This is a genomic window from Pseudobutyrivibrio sp., from assembly GCF_017471675.1.
Classification (GTDB): domain Bacteria; phylum Bacillota; class Clostridia; order Lachnospirales; family Lachnospiraceae; genus Pseudobutyrivibrio.
Window position 1 is genome coordinate 16,761 of sequence record NZ_JAFUSK010000063.1, and the last position, 20,201, is coordinate 36,961.

General features: G+C 35.5%; 21 protein-coding genes and 1 pseudogene. 3 read left to right on the top strand and 19 right to left on the bottom strand.

Translation table 11 applies throughout. From position 1 onward, the window contains the following. Positions 1 to 15 precede the first annotated feature (15 nt). Complete coding sequence (locus tag IJ535_RS09975) at positions 16 to 342, top strand: winged helix-turn-helix transcriptional regulator (RefSeq protein WP_294302079.1); 327 nt, start codon at positions 16 to 18, stop codon at positions 340 to 342. Here IJ535_RS09975 and IJ535_RS09980 read toward each other — a convergent pair. Then, the gene (locus IJ535_RS09980; RefSeq protein ID WP_294302082.1) at positions 334 to 1,074 is read right to left on the bottom strand and encodes an alpha/beta hydrolase; all 741 of its coding nucleotides are present in this window, start codon (positions 1,072 to 1,074) and stop codon (positions 334 to 336) included. The two genes, IJ535_RS09975 and IJ535_RS09980, sit on opposite strands and share 9 nt — an antisense overlap. A 113-nt stretch (positions 1,075 to 1,187) precedes the next feature. On the opposite strand from IJ535_RS09980, the gene IJ535_RS09985 reads away from it, so the two are divergent. Beyond that, on the top strand, positions 1,188 to 2,042 hold the full coding sequence (locus tag IJ535_RS09985) for an aldo/keto reductase (protein WP_294302085.1): 855 nt from the start codon (positions 1,188 to 1,190) through the stop codon (positions 2,040 to 2,042). 72 nt (positions 2,043 to 2,114) lie between these two features. Here IJ535_RS09985 and IJ535_RS09990 read toward each other — a convergent pair whose 3' ends face one another. The 5 genes from IJ535_RS09990 to IJ535_RS10010 all read right to left on the bottom strand — a co-directional run bounded on the left by IJ535_RS09990 (position 2,115) and on the right by IJ535_RS10010 (position 8,081). Next, on the bottom strand, positions 2,115 to 2,807 hold the full coding sequence (locus IJ535_RS09990; RefSeq protein WP_294295818.1) for an LrgB family protein: 693 nt from the start codon (positions 2,805 to 2,807) through the stop codon (positions 2,115 to 2,117). Continuing rightward, a complete protein-coding gene (locus IJ535_RS09995; RefSeq protein ID WP_294302088.1) occupies positions 2,807 to 3,166 on the bottom strand; it encodes a CidA/LrgA family protein in 360 nt (119 codons plus the stop codon). Before IJ535_RS09995 ends, IJ535_RS09990 begins: the two co-directional genes overlap by 1 nt. A 113-nt stretch (positions 3,167 to 3,279) precedes the next feature. Beyond that, positions 3,280 to 5,463 (bottom strand): ATP-binding cassette domain-containing protein, encoded by a 2,184-nt coding sequence (locus tag IJ535_RS10000; RefSeq protein ID WP_294302091.1) that lies wholly within the window; start codon positions 5,461 to 5,463, stop codon positions 3,280 to 3,282. A gap of 7 nt (positions 5,464 to 5,470) precedes the next feature. Beyond that, entirely contained in the window at positions 5,471 to 7,651 is a 2,181-nt protein-coding gene (locus IJ535_RS10005; protein WP_294302095.1) for an NHLP family bacteriocin export ABC transporter peptidase/permease/ATPase subunit, read from the bottom strand. A gap of 4 nt (positions 7,652 to 7,655) precedes the next feature. Further along, positions 7,656 to 8,081, bottom strand: coding sequence for a hypothetical protein (locus IJ535_RS10010; RefSeq protein ID WP_294302097.1), 426 nt, complete (start codon positions 8,079 to 8,081; stop codon positions 7,656 to 7,658). 166 nt (positions 8,082 to 8,247) lie between these two features. Here IJ535_RS10010 and IJ535_RS10015 point away from each other — a divergent pair, with 166 nt between their 5' ends. Further along, complete coding sequence (locus tag IJ535_RS10015) at positions 8,248 to 8,724, top strand: hypothetical protein (RefSeq protein ID WP_294302099.1); 477 nt, start codon at positions 8,248 to 8,250, stop codon at positions 8,722 to 8,724. Positions 8,725 to 8,760: 36 nt separating this feature from the next. Here IJ535_RS10015 and IJ535_RS10020 read toward each other — a convergent pair whose 3' ends face one another. From IJ535_RS10020 to IJ535_RS10080, 13 genes and pseudogenes are all read right to left on the bottom strand, one after another. Continuing rightward, complete coding sequence (locus IJ535_RS10020) at positions 8,761 to 9,381, bottom strand: TetR/AcrR family transcriptional regulator (protein ID WP_294302102.1); 621 nt, start codon at positions 9,379 to 9,381, stop codon at positions 8,761 to 8,763. 95 nt (positions 9,382 to 9,476) lie between these two features. Continuing rightward, positions 9,477 to 9,794, bottom strand: a pseudogene (locus tag IJ535_RS10025) (carboxymuconolactone decarboxylase family protein); the annotation flags it as partial. An 88-nt stretch (positions 9,795 to 9,882) separates the two neighbouring features. Next, positions 9,883 to 10,809 (bottom strand): hypothetical protein, encoded by a 927-nt coding sequence (locus tag IJ535_RS10030; RefSeq protein ID WP_294302108.1) that lies wholly within the window; start codon positions 10,807 to 10,809, stop codon positions 9,883 to 9,885. Further along, a complete protein-coding gene (locus tag IJ535_RS10035; protein ID WP_294302111.1) occupies positions 10,809 to 13,220 on the bottom strand; it encodes an AMP-binding protein in 2,412 nt (803 codons plus the stop codon). The genes IJ535_RS10030 and IJ535_RS10035 overlap by 1 nt, the downstream gene beginning before the upstream one ends. Beyond that, positions 13,204 to 14,064, bottom strand: a complete 861-nt coding sequence (locus IJ535_RS10040) for a radical SAM protein (RefSeq protein WP_294302114.1) — start codon at positions 14,062 to 14,064, stop codon at positions 13,204 to 13,206. The genes IJ535_RS10035 and IJ535_RS10040 overlap by 17 nt, the downstream gene beginning before the upstream one ends. Then, positions 14,061 to 14,786 carry a hypothetical protein gene (locus IJ535_RS10045; protein ID WP_294302117.1) on the bottom strand — a complete coding sequence of 242 codons (726 nt, stop codon included), beginning with the start codon at positions 14,784 to 14,786 and terminating at the stop codon, positions 14,061 to 14,063. Before IJ535_RS10045 ends, IJ535_RS10040 begins: the two co-directional genes overlap by 4 nt. Further along, on the bottom strand, positions 14,770 to 15,660 hold the full coding sequence (locus IJ535_RS10050) for a hypothetical protein (RefSeq protein ID WP_294302119.1): 891 nt from the start codon (positions 15,658 to 15,660) through the stop codon (positions 14,770 to 14,772). The genes IJ535_RS10045 and IJ535_RS10050 overlap by 17 nt, the downstream gene beginning before the upstream one ends. After that, complete coding sequence (locus tag IJ535_RS10055; protein ID WP_294302123.1) at positions 15,653 to 16,861, bottom strand: MFS transporter; 1,209 nt, start codon at positions 16,859 to 16,861, stop codon at positions 15,653 to 15,655. Before IJ535_RS10055 ends, IJ535_RS10050 begins: the two co-directional genes overlap by 8 nt. A 58-nt stretch (positions 16,862 to 16,919) precedes the next feature. Next, complete coding sequence (locus tag IJ535_RS10060; RefSeq protein ID WP_294302126.1) at positions 16,920 to 18,323, bottom strand: hypothetical protein; 1,404 nt, start codon at positions 18,321 to 18,323, stop codon at positions 16,920 to 16,922. A gap of 57 nt (positions 18,324 to 18,380) precedes the next feature. Beyond that, positions 18,381 to 18,530 (bottom strand): hypothetical protein, encoded by a 150-nt coding sequence (locus IJ535_RS10065; protein ID WP_294302129.1) that lies wholly within the window; start codon positions 18,528 to 18,530, stop codon positions 18,381 to 18,383. A 75-nt stretch (positions 18,531 to 18,605) separates the two neighbouring features. Beyond that, positions 18,606 to 18,911 (bottom strand): hypothetical protein, encoded by a 306-nt coding sequence (locus IJ535_RS10070; protein ID WP_294302132.1) that lies wholly within the window; start codon positions 18,909 to 18,911, stop codon positions 18,606 to 18,608. Positions 18,912 to 18,962: 51 nt separating this feature from the next. Continuing rightward, entirely contained in the window at positions 18,963 to 19,856 is an 894-nt protein-coding gene (locus tag IJ535_RS10075; RefSeq protein ID WP_294302171.1) for an IS3 family transposase, read from the bottom strand. A gap of 8 nt (positions 19,857 to 19,864) precedes the next feature. Further along, entirely contained in the window at positions 19,865 to 20,164 is a 300-nt protein-coding gene (locus IJ535_RS10080; RefSeq protein WP_151623543.1) for a transposase, read from the bottom strand. Between the last annotated feature and the right edge of the window lie 37 nt (positions 20,165 to 20,201).

The following is a 20,201-nucleotide window of genomic DNA, read 5'->3' on the forward strand; positions in this document are numbered from 1 at the left end:
AGGAGCTTAACCATTATGAAAACAAAGGCCGAACTACCAGAATGTCCAGTTGCCACTACAGTTGGTTTAATTGGTAGTAAATGGAAATTACTTATTATTAGAAATCTCCTTGTTCGTCCTTGGAGATTTAATGAATTAAAGAATAATTTAGAGGGAATCAGTCAAAAGGTACTCACCGATTCTCTTCGTTCTATGGAAGAAGATGGAATAATAACAAGAACTGTTTATCCAGAGGTGCCACCTAGAGTAGAGTATTCTCTTTCAGAACTAGGTGAATCTATGCGCCCCATCATTAAAGCTATGGAACAATGGGGCACAGAATATAAAGAAACACTAGATTAATTTTCTCACAAATTCCTGAACAGCCTTTACCATAAGATCCATGTGCTTGCCATAACAGTGATCATCATCCTTTATAAGCTCTAACTTGCAATTAGCAAATTTTTTTGATGCATCAATAGCAAATTCAACAGGTACAGTATCATCCGCATCACCGTGAACGATAAGTACAGGGCCTGTGAATTTCTTCATGGCTGCATCTAAGTCGATTGACTGTGCTACTCTAATATAGTTACCGTTAAGTGTACGACCATCCCATGATACTAATTCATCTGGAATATGCTCTGGGTCGAATGGCTGACCTAAAAGCATGCCGGCCTTTGCACCGTCAATAATAACGTATGCAGGTGAAAGTGGCATAAGAGCCTTGATTGTATCTCTTTCCATTGCGGCAGCCAGTGTAACTGCAAGACCGCCCTGTGAATGTCCGCAGATGTAGAGGTCTGTAACGAAGTCAAGCTTCTTTGCATAATCAACTACTGCAAGGATGTTATTGAGCCACTTGTAAAGATTGTGCTCTCTGAACTCTCCCTCGCTCTTGCCGTGACCAAATAAATCTACACGAAGTGTAGCAACTCCGATTTCGTTAAGTCCCTTTGCTACGGCTACGATATGGTCTTCCTCAATATGTCCTGTAAAGCCGTGAAATACAAGACAGAGTGGACACTTTTTTGCTCCCCCTTCTGGCATATCCAAAATTGCGTTTAGTTTAATTCCATCATCAACAATATACATTTTTGTTCTCCCTATTTATCTTTTTTTACAACATTTATATTTTATTACATTTCAAATTGTAATTCACCTTTAAAATACATATAATTGCCTTATAAACTATGAAGGAGAAGGCTATGGAATCACTTACAACAAGAATTAACCTAAACAATGGCACCGCTATTCCTATGTTTGGATACGGAACTTACAAAATCAAAGATAAAGATGAAGCCTACAATTCTGTCAGACTTGCTCTTAAAAACGGCTATCGCCATATTGATACTGCTGCTTTTTATGAAAATGAAAAATATGTTGCTAATGCCATAAAGGATTTTATGGAAGAGACTCACACAAAACGCGAGGATATCTTTGTTACCAGCAAGGCTTGGAAAACAGAGCTTGGCTACGACAAAACTCTTGCTGCCTTTGAAAAGACTATGAATGAAATGCAACTGGATTATCTGGATTTGTATTTAGTTCATTGGCCAGCATCCTACGCTTTTGATGATGATTGGAAAAACACTAACCGAGACACCTGGAAAGCCATGACAGAAATTTATAAATCTGGCCGTGTTAAGGCAATCGGCGTATCAAACTTCCTTACATATCACTTGGATACTATTATAGATATGGACGTAACACCTGCGGTAGATCAAATTGAAGTTAACCCTGGATTCTTGCAAAAAGAAACTGTAGACTACTGCAACGACCATGGAATAGTTGTAGAAGCATGGAGCCCTCTCGGACGCGGTCTTTCATTAAACCATCCTTTACTTGAAAACTTAGCTGAAAAATACGGAAGATCTGTAGCTCAAATAATCCTTCGTTGGGACATTCAGCATGGTATAATACCTCTTCCAAAGTCTGTTAATGAGACTCGTATCATAGAAAATGCTAATGTATTTGATTTTGAATTATCTGATGATGATATGAGTTCAATTGATGATATTGAACCTTATGGAAATAGTGGACATGGGCCAGACCAGGCATAAGTAAAATTTTATTACCCTCATCCGTCGACTGCGTCGACACCTTCCCCCTACAATAGGGGGAAGGCTTATTTTTTACATAAAGCTTGCGAAAAGTGAGGCAAACACAACAGTGATAACGCCTGCTACTGCAATAGAAAGTGAACTCATGGCACCTTCTACGTCTCCAAGCTCCATGGCCTTTGCTGTTCCAATAGCGTGAGCTGCTGTTCCAAGCGCCAACCCCTTAGAAATAGGCTCTTTGATTCTAAAGATTTTACAAATCAATTCTCCAAAAATATTTCCAAGAACACCTGTAATAACAATTACAGCAACAGTGATGGTAACATATCCACCAAGCTCTTCTGATACACCCATGCCAATAGCTGTGGTAATTGACTTAGGAAGAAGTGTTACATAATTAGCATGTGACAAGCCCATCATCTTAGCCAATACAAAAACTGTAACAAGGGATGTGATAACACCTGCAAATACACCAAGTAATACTGCCTTAGCATTGTTCTTAAGTAGCTCCCATTCCTCATAAAGTGGAATGGCAAGGCATACTGTTGCAGGAGTAAGGAGCCAGCTTAGATACTTAGCCCCCTCGTTATATGTCTCGTAGCTGATGTTACAGCTTATAAGCACAATGATTGTTACTATTATAGAAATCAGCAGTGGATTAAGGAAGCCATAACCAAATTTTCTCTTAAGCTTTGCTCCAATTGCATAGGATATCAAACTAATAGTAACCCCTGCATAGGCACTGTTTTGCATAAACTCTGTCATTATTTTCCCTCCTTTGCACTGCGTCTAATGATTGCCTGAGAAATAAGACCTGTTGCACCCATAACTGTAAAGATAGTAATTACTGTAATTACAGAAACCGGAAGCAGCACAGGCTCTAATACATTCCATGAAGACATAAGTCCAACACCAGCGGGGATAAACATTACAGGCATAATCTCTATCAAAAATCTACCTGTCTCCCTAACCTGGCTAAGCTTAATCACACCTGTTAACAGGAATATAAACATAAGCACCATTCCATAGATGCTGGCAGGAATAGGCAGTGGCAGAACTGCTTTTAAAATCTCACCCATTAATGAAACTGCCAGGATAATTAAAAACTGTTTCAAATATTTCATATTAAAATCTTCCTTCAAAAAATTAGGGCTCGGTATTTTCCCCCAAGCCCCAATACATTATACTACTTATTTAATTATTTATTGTCTTTTTTTACATACTAGACAAAATCTCATTACTCTAACCTTTGCCTAGCTACAAGCTCAGCAAAATTTCCATTTTTTTCTATAAGCTCATCATAAGTGCCAGACTCCACAATTTGCCCCTGGTCAAGGACCAAAATCTTATCACAGTGTTTGATTGTGGATAGTCTATGGGCCACAACTATTCTGGTACATCCCATAGAATCAAGGGCTTCTGACACCTGTTTTTGAGTTATATTATCAAGGGCTGATGTTGCTTCATCAAATATTAAAAGCTTTGGCTTATTAGCTATGGCTCTGGCTATCATTAAACGCTGCTTTTGTCCGCCTGATATTCCACCCTGCCCTTCAGAAATAACAGTAGACATTCCCATTGGCATACTTTTAATGTCATCAGCTATCTTTGCAATCTCAGCTGCTGCCCAAGCCTCATCCATTGTTAAATTAGGATTAGTGATTACAATATTCGAATATATATCCCCCTGAAACAATCCACCATCTTGAGTAACAGTTCCAATATTTTTCCTTAAAGAACCTAAATCAAGTGTTGTGATATCCCTACCATCGTAATATATTGCTCCACTTTCCGGTGTTTCAAATCCCAATAGCAGCCTGATTAAAGTAGATTTTCCACAGCCTGTTCTTCCTACAATTGCAACATAATCTCCTGCATTAATTTTGAGTGACAGGTCCTTTAGAACAAATGGTGTTTTATCAGAATATCTAAAGGATACATGGGCTATCTCCACATTTCCAGATATATTAGTAACAATCTCTCTGTCTTCCGAAACTTCGGGAACTGTTTTTAAAAATGGTTCCGCCATTTTAAGTATAGGGTCTATCTGCGCCATTGAAATAGCCAGATTAGAAAATGAATTAAATGCTCCCATCAAATATCCGTAGGCCACTGTAAAACCTAAATATTCAGCTTGATTTACACCGGTTATAACTGCAATGTAATAAATAATAATAGTTGAAAATAAACTTATGGCAGTATTAATAACATTACTTACCTTAAGTAATGTTGGAGGATTATATTGAAGTGCAGCCTTATCTGAATAAATATTTAACCATCTTGCAAAAGCCCTTTTTTCTGCCCCGGCTAATTTGATTTTTTGAATTCCAGTAATCAAAGAATAGCTCATTCCTTCTTCTTTTGCTGTATTTTCTCTAATTATTTTGCTCACTCTAATTTGAAGTAAGGTTGTAATTAGTGAAACCCCAACTGTAATAAGAATTATAATGAAGGATGGCACCACTAAGCCTGGAGCATATCTAAAAATCTGAGTCACATATAAAAGTGACGCTATAGCTGTAAAGCCAGTTGTTACAAAAATATCCTGAAGCAGTTTGCAAAGCTCATTAACAGCCATGCTTCTGCTTTTTAATTCTCCCGGGCTATAGTTTCTATGAAAGCTTACAGGCAAAGCTATTATTCGCATTATCATAGCTGATTCTACTGCAACAGAGGTTTTTGTATTTAATCGACCTGACAGTAGTTCAGTTATAGTTGAAATCAAATGGGTAGAAAGTGTTATGCAAAAAATAAAAATAGCTGCGCAAACAAGGGCTCTTGTGCTTCTACTGTTTAAAACCGGTCCCGATAAAGCAACTGTGATTTTGGTAAGGAATAAACCTACACTACTTACCATCATGCTGGCAAAAACCAGTGCCATTATATCAGCAGTATTAATATTGCTTTTCATATATATGATTAAATCTGGAATACCAAGTTTTTTTAATGGCAATGGTTTATAAAAGCATATTGCTTCATTTTCAAATAAATCTACATTCTTTCTATTAATCCTTACATGTTTTCCTGTATTTGAATCAATATAATAATAGCCTTTAAATGAATTTGGCAATAGAGCTACCGGGTGACCAGAGCCTTTCATAAAACCTAATATAGGACCAAAGGCATCATGATACCAGTCTTCTTTTAGCTCTATATCCCTGCGCATCATTCCGTAATGCCTTAGACAGTAGTCGATTTGCTCTAGCCCATCTGATATTTCTTCTGGAATATCCACAGGCTTATAATGGTAGTATTTTAAAACTGAATCCAAGGCCTGTTTTGTTACTATCCTTTCATCTGTCAGCTTATCTGCTAATCGTTGTCCCAAAACTACCGATGCAATTTTCTGAAAGGATTCCTCTAGAGCCTGCCTGTCTGATTCTCTTCTCTCTTCAATTTGGTCTTCAAACCAGCTTTTCATACATTCCTCACTCATTAGCTATCAAATTCGCATATACGTTACCAGCTTTGATTAATTCATCATGGGTTCCCTGCTCTACAATATCTCCATGATCAAGTACAATAATCTTATCACAATCCCTAATTGTTGAAAGTCTATGGGCAATAACAATACAAGTAATACCTCTATCCTTAATGGACTTTACAACATCATATTCAGTCTTTGCATCTAATGCACTGGTTGCCTCGTCCAAAATTATAATCATAGGGTCCTGTGCCAACACTCTGGCTATTTCCATGCGCTGCCTTTGACCACCGGACAAATCACGTCCACCAGATGTAATCATATGTTTATATCCACCAGGCATTTTTAAAATATCATCATGTATCTGAGCATCTCTAGCCGCCAGAATAACTTCGAAATCTTTGATTGAGTCATCCCACATACGGATATTGTTTGCAATAGTGTCCTCAAACAATATTATATCCTGGTCTACAACTGCAATAGAGCCTGTCATAACCTCCCTAGGGTACTCATCTCTTCTTTTTCCATCAAATAGAATCTCTCCACTCCAAGGCATATAAAGACCGGATATAAGCCTTGATATGGTAGATTTACCACAACCTGAAGCTCCCACTATGGCAATTCTTTCTCCCGAATTTATTGTCAGCGAAAAATCCCTAAGTATTGGTGCATCCAGCTTTGAATATCCAAACGTAAGATTCTTTATTTCTATGTTTCCCTTAAGCTTTGCAAGGGATTTATTATTCACACCTACATTTTCTGCCAGGGCAACATCCTCGGGGTATTCCATTACATCTTCTATACGCTCCATGTTAGTTCGCATTTCCTGTATAGTTTGCCCTGCATTTATCAAAGTATTTGCAGGCTCTATAAAGGATGTAATAAGTCCCTGAACCATAAAAACAGCACCTAAGGTGAAGCTTCCCCTCATTACCAAATAAATGCCCAAAACTAAAACTACATAATTGGCAATTGTATTAAAAAATACAGGTATGCCACCCCAGAATAGCTCTGTCTCCTCTGCAAGTATCTTTTGAGAATTAACTGAGGCCTGATACCCTGCCCACTTTTTGAAAAATCCAGTTTCAGCCCCGCTGGCCTTAATAGTTTCAATCATATCGATACCACTGGCTGTGGTGGATTCCAGTTTTCCAATATCTCGCATTTCAACACGAGCTATATTTATTCGCTTATTAGAAATAATCCTACTGACTATTATGTTCAAAACTACAGTGCCAATTCCCACAATTGTCAGCATAATATTCTGCTTTAATAACAATACCAGATAGAAAATCATCATACAGGTATTTATCAACAGTGGGGCAAATGTATTAACCAGTGTACCGGCAATAGAAGAATTAAGAACCACTCTACCTTCTATATCTCCTGCCAATCTTTGGGAGAAAAAATCCATAGGAAGTCTAAGAACCTTCCACATGTAAGAGCAACTTCCTATAGCAGCCATTTTTCCGTTAATTTTCAGAGAGTATATTGTTTTCCCCCACAAAACCACTATGTGAAGTATTGCAAAGATTACTAATATGGTGATAAATGAATTAAGCCACTCTTTATTTGTTCCTGTGAGAATTCTGTCTAAATATATTTTTGAAAACACAGAATCAAATATTCCAAATAGATAAGCAATAGCAGTTGTTAGCATTGCAAATAATACCATTGCCCCTGTCCCAACCATTCGCTTTTTAACAAATGCAATGATACTTTTCTTTTTTCCAGATGGCACAAATTCCTTAGAAGGTGTCAGCATAATTGCAACACCAGTAAATGAATCATCAAATTCCTTGTAACTGATACATATACTTCCCCTTGCAGGGTCATTTATATACACTTTATTACCCTTAAAGCCATTAAGCACAACAAAGTGATTCATATTCCAGTGTATGATACATGGAAATTTGCCATCTTTTTTTAGTTCTTCCGGGGAACACTGAAAAGCTTTTACATCAAACCCATAGGACACTGCCGCTTTATAGATATTTTTGGCATTAGAACCATTTCTTGAGACACCACAATCAAGACGTACTTGTTCTAATGGCACCCATTTTCCATAATAGGCCATAACCATAGCAAGAGCAGCTGCGCCACATTCTAATACCTCCAGCTGTAAAATGACCGGAACTTTTGCTACACCCTTTGTTATTGTAGGTGGAATCTTTTTTTTAGCCATATTTTTACCTACCCTCAAACAAAAACTGTATTGGCTTAATTTCTTCTACAACTATACTGGCATCATATTTGCCATCAGCAAGAGGAATCCTGGCGTGTGCTACAGTTCTTCCAAAAGCATCTGTATCTACTGAAGAAATCACATACTCCTGGCCTGCTATTTCAACCTTTGTTCCCGCTTCTATATTGGAAGCATTATTTTCATCTCTTGTAACCACAATGCTGGCTTCACCCTCAGCAATGATTGCTGAACCATCCACAGTGGTTGTTAGCTTGCCAACAGATGCCCAGGCAATAAATCCAACAAGAATAAGCAACACAATAAAAAGCACAAGCCATATACTAGGATTTGTTACCTTTAGATAATCCGTTAATTGCTCAGGCGAAGATATTCTATCCATTGTCTTTTTCCTGAAAATTGAATTTTCCATAATCCACCCCACTATATTTGAATATATAGATTATCTCATACTTCTTACCGTAAAATTCAATATTCATAATAGTTTCACAAATGGACTTTTAGGAGCGAAACATCATTCTGTCAAAAATTAATGCTATCATCTTTTAATAGAAACCAATTTTAAAGAGGTGATTTGCGTGAACAAAAAAGAGCAGGACAAATTCGTCAAAGAATTTATCGAAAGAAAACCTAATAGATGTTCTAAGTGCAAAGGACGTATAAGATATATTGGCGCAGGCCGTTATGAATGCTTTGATTGTGGGAATGAAGAAATCGACGATTTTGGCAAAGTAAAGGACTATATTGATGAAAACGGTCCATCCCCTGCCATCATCATATCTGAAAACACAGGTGTGCCCGAAGATATTATAAACGGGATGCTTCGTCAGGGTAGACTTGAAATTCCTGAGGGAAGCTCAGTATATATTACTTGTGAAAGTTGTGGCTGCAGCATCCGTTATGGTAGATTTTGCCCTGACTGTATCAGAAACCGTACTAACAGCCTAAAAGGAGTATTTTTCAACCCAGAGGTTGGCGAAAAGCCTCAGCACGAAGCTCCAAACCAAGAGGGCAAAATGCACTTCTTTAACTTATCAAAGATTAGGAAAAAATAAACAGCCCACAAATTATTACATTTGCGGGCCATGGTATTAACTAAGAACTAGTTTTAAAAACCTGTAAGTAAGTTCATAAATTGACGTTTTAGAATAAGACAATTTCACTTCATTCATTGCCTCTATCTGTTTATCAGTAGGATATACGTATGGGGAGATTCCATACATATAAGGGAAAAATGCATATCTTACCTGCTCACATTTATCCTGGTCTATACCTTTTATATTCTTTAATAAGCATTCTTCAAACAGTTCTACTGATTTCTTAAACGCATCCTTGTACTCTATAAGAAGCTCCACTCTGCTGTTATCTTCTATTTCATATAAGTTCATGGCCGAAATCTTAAGAAGAGTCTTTCTTTCTTCCATAGACCTTGCTATAGCTTTAGAAAGTCCGTCTACATCCAGCTTTTTGCCACTATCAATAATATCCTTAAGGCTTTCATTCCATTTAAGATATTCCCTGGTAAGTATTCCTAAAAAAATCTCTTCCTTGGTTTGAAAATAATTATAAATGGATGGACGAGAAAAGCTGGTTTCCGTGCTAATATCCTTAATTGTAATGCTCTGAAAGCCCTTTGAATCGTATAGCTTTTCACAAGCATCCATAATCTCTTCTCTTCGTTTATCAATTGTTTCTTTTAATTCAACTGCCATAAGAAACTCCTTACAAATTACTTTCTAATAAATGCCTGGTCATGGTCTGGTAGCTCATCCGACACATAACGCTCTACAGTCATGTGCTATTCTCCGTAAACCTCTTTTGCAAGATTAAACACAGCCCATGCCTTTGGCCAACCGGCATAAAATGCCACATGAGTAATTATAGCTGCCATTTCCTTTTCAGTCACCCCATGACTTTTAGCATTTTCAATATGATATTTCAAAGAGCTATCTGTTATTCCCTGAGACATAAGCGCTACAACTGTAATGATACATCTAGTCTTCACATCAATATCCTGATTGTTCCAATTCTCTCCAAACAGCACATCATCATTAAAATGTGCAAACTCTGGAGCAAACTCTCCTAGCTGATTTCTGCCTGCTGTCTGAACTATCTTTTCACTCATTTTAACGCCTCCTTATATTGACACTCTGTCAATTTCACTTAATATACCACTTTATTGACACATTGTCAATTCTTCAATTTCCTTATAATTATTCACAGTAATTTAACATACCACATGCTGCGTTTATATCGTTGCCATACAAGGTTACAATGTCTGTTTCAACATCATTCAATATCATCAAATAATAATAAAACAATTTATATTGCTTTTCCTCTGGGGATTTAAAATTTTTTCCAGTCTCAGAATATTTACCCAGAGTGACATGCACATAGTTTTTATCAATCATTTCCACTAATCTCTGAGCATGACAAACAGAATAATTATTTCCACCATTTGGATATTCAAACAGTACATAATTACATATCAGCTTTGTACCAAATTCCTTTGCAAGCTCTTGAAAATGTGAAATTATATTCGCTATTTCATACTTGTTTGCCACAACCGGCATTATGTACTTTCTCTCCTCATTAAATGAAGTGTGAACAGAAAGCTTAACCTGAAACTCTACGTCACAATATACATCATGTCTTTTACCAAAATATGAACGGTATGTCTCACATAATTTAATATTTCCAGAGCTGGAAACTCTAAGAATCAGCTTATCATATTTGTCAGATATACATTTGTACATTTCATCATATGCACCAAAGCAATTATCAATATTGTAGCTGGCCTCACCCATTCCTTCAAAAATAACAGCAATTCTTTTATCAGATGTATCTTCAACCATATCATCTAACATTTCTAAGCCTATTTCTATTTCATCTTTTATTTCCTCTACCGTCAGGTTTCTTACAAAGGCTTGATCTCCTGTGGCACAAAATCTGCATTTTTCCGGACATCCAATCTGAGATGAAACGCAAATAACACACTCGTTTTCTTCTGGAACATAAAAAGCAACCGCATAATATTTCTCGATTCCATTCTCAAAGTAGATAGCCTTCTGAAGCTTATCTTCCTTTGATTTTAATATTTTCACAGCACAGCTTTTACGATTTTTTACCATTTCACACATCAGTTGTATAATCTCCCTTTATCTTTTAATGTTCTCTTTTTCAACACACCGTCAGTAGATGAAAACATATATGCTCCATTTGTTCCATCAGCAGCTAAAACAGAATACTTTTTTTCATCATCAACACATACTACCGCTCCATCTTCAATAGCCAGTGCATTTTTTAAGTTTTTTCTTTTAAGCTCCTTCAAAAATTCTAATGATTTATAAGGCTCGGAAGAAAAATGTGGGGTCATAATAATATTCAAAACATTATACCCATCCATAAGAGAAAACATATTTTCATCAACATCCGCATAAAATTTTTCACATAGTATTCCTGCTCCGGCACAAACACCCATCATTATTTTTTCTTTACTATATTTCTTAATATATGAACCAATGTCATACTGTTGAAACTGGTTATATAGCCTGATGTAATCTCCGCCCCCAATATAAATACATTTAGCCCATCTTATAGTATTAATAAAAAATTCTTCATTCAGCATTAGTTCACTATCAAAAACTATAGATTCATATCCATATTTATCAAAAATACTTTTTACGATATTTCCATACTCTACTGGTGTAGTGCTATGAAGGGTGTATATCAACACCTTTTTATTATCTTCAATATAAAACTCAGAAAGAATTTTATTTAAATTCTCTGCCTCGTAATAATTGGTCTGTAATCTCTCGCTACCTCCACTCAATATGAAAATATCCCCATTTTTCAAAGGCTTCTTATCGTCATTTTCCTTGTTCATTCGTGCATAGGTTAACAAATCTCCAAAAGTATTTATGGTAAATGAACTGTCAAAAAAACTATGACCTACTGAATCTGTCAAATCTACCAGTAACCCAATCATTTCTATAGAAGACAGATAATTGTCTATTCGTTCATTTTTAATTGACTCAAAATCCAACCCAACAGTCTGTGATATTCTGTTAATCAGCACATCACTGTTGCTACTGAATCTTTCCCTATACATATCAAGTAATTTTGTACTGTCAATCTTCCCATTTCCTGTTCTGGGAATTTCTTTACAACTAAAGAAAACTGATGGCAACTCGTAATTTGACAGTATATTTGACAACTTGGCCTTTACATTCATAGGGTCCATATAAGAAACATAGAAGCAAATTATGCCCTTATTGGTTTTGTCGTATATACATGTGGCATCTTCGATATAGAACTGTTTAAGAATGGTTTCTGTAATATTTTTAATATTGATTCTGTATCCATTAACCTTCAAAACAGAGTCTTTTCTACCTACAATAATCAGACCACCGTCATCCGTATAATAAGCCAAATCACCGGTAGGATATACAGTTCCAATCTGTTCATCAGCTTTACATGAAACATATTTTCCAAGACACAATCCCTTGATAAACAATTCCCCGATTTCACTTGATTTTTTCACAATACCATTTTCGTTTTCCAAGTGAATTTCAACATTGGAAATCGGATAAATAGCTGCCGCCTCATTCTCTTCTCGCCTAAAATCCACAAGTCCTATACAGCAGCCAATTGTCGCCTCTGTAGGTCCATAATGATTAAAAATCTTACAGTTGTTTAGCAGTATATGTAAATCACGGCAGATAGCATAATCAAACCTCTCTCCACCACTAATAATTTTTTTTAGGGATTTCAGCTCTCCGATATTAGGAGATTTGACCATCATTCTAATTATTCCTGGAGTGGTCTTCATCAGTGTAATTTTATTTTCTGCTATATAATTTATTAAATTTTTCTCTATTGGTAAATGCTTTGGAAATATGTATATGCTACCTCCTGACAGTAACACAGGAAAAATTCCTGAATAAGCCAAATCGAATGCAAATGAAGTGGTTATAATAGATTTATCTCTACCAGTTATTCCTATTGTCTCTATGATGCTGTTACAATAATTCAACAGATTGCTATTTGATATAACACACCCTTTAATTTTTCCTTCTGTCCCAGATGTATATATGACATAAACCTCAGAATCAGCATCATGACAATCACGAAATTCAATAGTGTTATTTGAATAATCATAATCGTCATCTAGAGATAGCTTCTTACTAAAACACTCTCTTATTCCATTATCCGGGTTGAAGTCGCTGTATAAAAATAATGCACCTGTCTCTTCAGCAATTCTTTCAATTTTCTCTTTATCCAAACCTGTATGTATAGGACAAAAAGTTTTTCCTGCCATCATAGCTGAAAGCATCAACGTCAGTGTATAAATATTATTATTAGCTGCAAAAGCAACTCTATTGCAATCTTTACAGAAATAAATAATCTTAGAGTAATATATAATTCTTTCTTTTAGCTTGATTCCGCTTATTTCCACTACTCCATCACTAAACTTATTTTTTGCTGATAGTTTATCTCTTATCAAATCTATGACTCTCATAGTTTCTTCTCTCTTATAAATAATTTCCAAGGCATTTATATGAAAAACAAGCCCCATCATAATTCCTTTTGTTTTTCTCTACTGCCGTTAAAAAAAAATCTTTATCTCTGACATTGCCATACATAAGACTTTTATTTAGAAAACATGGACCAACGTTCCCGTCAGCAAAAACAATATAGTTATTTTTGCATCCATAACATACTGAAGGGGTAAAATTCCTGTTTTGCAAAACTACCTTTAACAATCTATATTTAACATGATTGTTAAAATCATTAGCCCACTCTTCTAAATCCTCCACAACACGCTGTATTTCCTTTGGAGTCAATTTTTCTATGGATAGCTCACTAGAATTATCTATGTTTAAAAGCTCAAACTCCAGATTAAAACCATTTTCCTTACAATATACGTTAATATCTCTTATCTCACTAACATTGTATCTGGAAAGCACACATACCAGAGCTATTGGTACATGGACTTCATTTTTTATCTGCTGGATATTATTTAAAATTTTATCTCTATGACCTCTGACACGATCATGATAATCAGAATGAATGCTGTCCACACTAACATGAATTTCAACATTATATTTTTTTATCACCTGAAGAACTCTTTCGTCATTTAATAAAAGACCATTAGTAAGTATCAGTATATGTTCAGTGTATTTTGATACTAAATCTACTGCCTCTCCAAAATCCTTATAGAGTAAGGATTCGCCACCTGTTAATGCAATATAATCAATTTTATCTTTTTCAGAAAACTCTTTGCATACCTGCTCGATTACTTCCAATGACTGGCAGCTTTCATCGCTCTTCTCAGCATTGCAATATACACAGTTCATATTGCATTTTTGAGTTAATTCAAAAGTTAATCTCATAGTCTATTTCCCAATTCATGAACAAAATTTTTATAAAGTTCTACATTTTTGGACTGCTTCAAACATGCGTATAATTCATCCGTATCCACCCCAGCCATGGAACTTAATTCCATAAATTTGTTTATATTAATAACTTTTATCTCACGCATTTCCTTCAGTAGTTTTTTCAGCTTTATGTCATCTACCATCCAAAAATAATATATAAATAACAGGACTCCTCTGGACTCTACGGTAGCCTTGTTTTCGTCATCACTCGTATTATTTCCAGCCTTGACCAATGAAACATCATGTTTCGCATGTGTAAAATACCTGTCAAAATAAAAACCGAGCAGCCTTTTAGCCATAGCTTTATTTGACTCTAAAAGATATCTCCACTGCATGTATTCTGTGAAGCTTTCCATCATCCATAATTTGCCTTCACCTTCAAATCTTATTTGGTTTCCTATTATTTGATGGAATATCTCATGTGGAAAATATAGGTACATTGCCACATCTTTCAATTTGATTAATTCCGATTGAAAAATCACCTTTTTTTCCATGCTTATACTAAGGGCAGGAATATTATCATCCAGAAATATATTCACATTTAAGTCCTGGCCGGTAACGCTAGAATAATACCTTGAAATCTCTAAAAGATATGTCTCAGAACTGTTGATATTGCTATAAAAGACATCGTCGCAAATCTGGACTTTTCCATTCTCTATTTTATAGCAAAGCAACATTTTTCTTTTCCTCACCAAAATCCACTAAACACTTGGTACCACTGTATAGGGAGAATTTTTCAAATACTATATCAAAGTGATATCCCTCTTTAATATTTCCTCCAAAGGAGGTATTATCCCCAAACCCCAGGTGGCAGGTTTTATACGCCTTCTCTGATATGTCTAACTTGTCAGTAGGTGGCAGGAAGGAATTTATTCCCATCCCAAATTCACATATGACGATTTCACCGTAATCCTCTGTAACCACATGGTTATTTATAACGTCATATTTTTTTCCGAAGATAACTATAACTCCATTTGCACTTCCTTCTTTTATTGCAAAAAAAACTTCACCTGATGGTATCTGAAATACTCCATTGTTTTCTCTGTCATTTTCTCCATCAATTATGTCTTCCAAAATATCAGTTGCTCTACTAAAAACCAAATCTGTTCCTGATTTTGTCTTTAATCTAAAACTACTTGAATCACCAAGAGACTTTTTGTATATCTCTGCCTTTTTTTTCATATCTGCCACTGGACATCTATATGACTTCATGTATATTTTTTGAAGAATACCATAAAATTTCTTATTCTTTATTCTCCTGTCAGGAACAGATACCCAGATTATTTCACCAGGCATATTTTCTATACTTTGAAGTTTTTGAAATATTATGGGGCTATCGTCATAAAATAAAGGATGAACAAAAATAACAGTTTTAAATGTTCCACTTTCATTTTCTCCATAAAAAAGTTCTGCACCTCTGGCATAAGGGATATATCCCTCCTCTAGCTTCCATAGGAGTATATCTTCACATTTTTTTGTGGCCAAAGCCTTTATTATCCTGGCCTCTTTAGAGTACTCACTTTTGAATAATATAATCACATGACTATTCATAGCTGACTCCTTTAAGCTCTCTAAATTTATTTATAAATCTCATTGTAAACAGTAAAGATGTAAACTCACATATAAGTGCCACTGCCCATACAAATCTGTATCCCGTTGTGTCTATAAGACTGCCTAAACAAAAAGTAATCAATATTGCTAACAGGGTTTTTACAGATGATATTCCAGAATAAAAAGAAGCTCTGTTATCGCTGGAAATATAATCATTTCTCCATATTGAAATCGATGTGTTTGTAATTGAAAAGAACATTTCAAAAATCAAAAATCCCCCAATAGCAACCCAAAGGTTATTAGTTGCAAATAAGATTACAAAGCTAATAATCATTCCAATTCTTCCTAGAATGCATATCGTATATCCGTCAAGATACTTATGCAAAAACGAGGTGACGAAATTACCGAGAGCCATCACCAGTGTGAAGCACACAAAAAGCACACTTATTGCCTTCTCCGTTAGTGAAAACTTGTTCAACACGAATAATTGCCATGTAAAAATGAATACTGAAAATGCCGCATAATCAAATGACTCAAAATATAACATTCCACGCATTCTCTCATCAGCAAAAAAGGAAACACTAAATTCTTTCATTGTGCTAAAGAAATTATTGCCTACATGTTTTCCCTTGTTATCCTCAAATATAAATAAGAATAAAATTCCAAATACAATTACAGCGATTCCACCTATAATCAGTGGTAAATTCTTATTTACAATTACAAATGCTATTGCAGCAATATTTGCTCCTGTAGTAATAAGCTTAACAGCGCCAGACATTTTAGGAATAATACGTTCACGTTCACTAAGCTTGTCTTTCCTTACTAATGTGTCATAGAACCAAGCCTGTGGAGAACCTGAAAACATTGCAGTAGCAAATGCTATCAATACAAAAACCAGCAATAAGGTAAGAAACGACTTACAGATTGTTAAAAGAATCAGACCTCCTCCATATAAAATCAAAGATAATGCAGCAGTCTTCTTTCTTCCCACATAATCAGAAATTACTCCCGATGGAAAATCAAAAATCAGTGTACAGACTTCTTTAATTCCAATAATGATGGCTATATTTCTTACTGACAGGCTGGAATTCAGCATGATCATGTAAGAGATTCCATAGAAATAATCTGCCACCTGATACACTCCCATCAAAAGGGTGTACATTACTATCAAAAATTTAAAATTATCTTTTTTCTCTACCATTATTCTTGTCCTCTCTAGTGCTAAAATCTCATGGATAGCGAATTTCTGATGAAATTCGCTATCCTATATGTTCCCGAAGGTGATAAAAAGATGCTCCACTATGCATCGTCATATCCGTTAATACATCAAAGCCAACTGCTTTGTATAAATGATAGTAAGCTGCAAAGCCTACAAAATAATCCATCTTCTGCTCTGAATCTATAATTGCTGTTATCAATATACTGTTTGTTTCTTCAGCAGATAAACTAAAGGTTGACTGAAGCCAGTTAAAAATATCTTCCCGTTTCGATTTGTGATACCAGTATTTAATACTTGTAATCCCTACCAAAACATTATTTAAAAGCTTTTTTGATACCGTTTTTTTATATAGATTACAATCACACCTGGTAATGGAATAATATTCACACATTAACGCCCAGCCTTCCCAAAATGAGCGTTCTTTAAAAATGTAATTTGTTCTGCCGCTGTAATATCTGGACATAAAAAAATGCCCAGGCATTACTTCATGTATCATAATTTCTAACTTCTTTTCATTAGAATTAATTTCTCGATTATTTATGCTTAAAAGTACATCTTGATCATAAAATTTTAATGATGCTCTGCAGCTTTGAGTATTGTTCTCGTAAGATTTATTAAAAATCCTGTACTCATCTATATCTTCTGCCATACCATTTAAATCTTTGAACAAAGCTTTTATATAAATAACCCAATCTATAATTGAATCCGAATCAAACTCAATATCAATAAAGTCATCAGCTTCATTTTTCAAGGTTTGCCACAGGAAGTTTAGATGCTCAGCCAACTCCATTAAATTCTTATATATATCATCTGTCGATAAAATGCCATCACAGGTGTTTTCAATGTTTTGGTAATATCTTAATGTCTTTGTATTGCCAATCTTATTACCAGCTATCGCTAGTTTACTTTCAAGGAAAAACTGAAATTTATTTTTAGCGTCAAAATATCTTTCATCAAGGTATTCTTTTGCCTTTGTTTCAATTAAATTACAGGTTCTGTCGAATGATTTTTTTGTATTTATGATTTCAATTTTTGATAAATATTCATCCTTAATATTCGAATACGCCTGACTTACAATCATATCCAGATAATCCAGTCTCTTCAGAAACAACTCTAAGTTCTTCTCTGAAGAATCTGTTATGGATAATGATTCAAGCAAAGTCAGAAATGCTCTACTATAATAAAACCCCGTATATCTCGCATAATCCTCATCTTCAATTTCCTGAATCAACATATTAATTCTTTTTATTATCAGGAAATTTTGATAATACTCTGAATTAAAATAATCTCTATATTCTTTTAAATCAGCCAAAAAACCATTTATACTGTCAAGACTATAATCTCCAAGGGAGTCGATTATTATTCCGTATTCACCAGCTAATCCCGGATAAAATGAAAAAACACGATTTATGAAGTTTTCCACCATTGTTTCTTGATAATTCATAAAAACATTCCTCAACTCAAATAAGGGCAAGAATTTAACTTGCCCTCAAAGTACCGATTAGTTCTCGTTCTCAGCTGCTGCTAAAGCTTCAACTAACTCCTGCTCTAATACAGCATACTCTTCCTCATCCATGAGGCACTGACTATGAGATCTCATGCAGATATCACCATAGTTTACGTTTGAAAGATTTACTCTCTTCTCTACCATAGCCATTTTCCTCCCTTCTGATTTAACCAAGTTATTATAACTACTAAAACTCTTATATTAAGAGGATTAAATCCGTTATCTGGATAACAACCATCTGAACATGGATAACATAAATTTGCACTTTTCCATATTCTGGCCATTTACGCACATACGTTGTTCAATTGAACAAGGTCCTACGCATACATTTCTTAGTGGACAGGCAGCACATTTTGAACTTTCACTTGGCTGGAATGACCACTTTTCACTAACAATTCTGTCTCTACAATCATCAAAGGTCGTAAATTCTCTATCATTCTTTTTTACGATACAGTTGGAAATCGTACCATCGCTGCCTACATAAACACCAAATGAATTACTATTGCCATTCTTTTTAAAACTCATACTGGTCCTGCGTCAAGATTTAGTACAAATTAAAATGAGAGGTTCTGTCAGTTAAGCAACTGACAGAGACTTCACCCTTTCATACAATTTTTCATATTCATCAGGAGACAAGTAGTCGCAGTGACTATGAATCCTGACGGTGTTATAGAATGCTTCTATATATTCAAATACAAGCATATAAGCATGCCTGTAATCGGTGATGTTAAATCTATTAAGCCATTCTCTTTTGATTAAAGAATGGAAGGATTCGATGCAGGCGTTGTCATAAGGATAGCCGCTATGCGAGTAGCTGCGCTGCATCTTTTTCGTAGCTTCTTGCCAGGCCTTTGAAACATACTGACTACCACGGTCAGAGTGGATAATTAAAGGTAAATCGGTATTGCGTCTAGCCTTAGCTTTTTCAATAGTTTCAATGACTGTAGAAACCTCCATGGTTTCTGCAAGAGTCCAGGCAATGATTTTCCTGGCAAATAAGTCCATGACACAGTTCAGATATACGAATCCGTTCTGAGTCCAAATATATGTGATATCAGTGCACCAAACAGCGTTTGGGCGGTCTGGATTGAATTGTTCATCAAGTATGTTGTGAAGCTCTTTGCTAAAATCAGAGTCTCTGGTTGTAGTAGTCCAAGGCTTCACCCACTGGGCTTTAATGCCCATTTCGCGCATGTATAAACCTACAGTGCGGGTAGATATGGTTTCGCCAGAATCACGAAGTTTCTTAGCTATTTTAGGGGCTCCGTAGTTCTGTTTAGAATCATCATAAATCTTCTGGATTTTCTTTTTTATCGAATCTTTTCGTTGTTTTGTAGTTGAAACTTTACGATTAAGAAAAGAATGATATCCAGAGCGAGACACACCTAAAAATTTCAGCATTCCAGAAGTAGAAACACGGTGTCCTGTAACTTTAGATGCCTCTACCTTTGCAGAAACTTCTGTATAGATAGCTTCTGTTAGTCTTTCCCCAGAATGCTGATGGCTTTTTTTAACACATCAAGTGCATCCTGAGCATCACGTAACTCTCGTTTGAGACGAGCAATTTCTTTAGCTTCGTCTGATTCATAGTTGCCAGATCCTCTGACGGGAATATCACCGTCATGGTCTCTATACTGGGCTTCCCAGCGAGCTAAGGTGCTAACACCTATTCCTAGATTCTTGGCGCATTCAGCTTGGGTTAAATCAGGATGTTCTCTACGATAGTTGATAGCATCCAACTTGAATTGCTTGCTGTGTTGTTTTCTTTGACGTGACATAATGAGTTCCTCCATTTGTTGATTATACAATACTTGA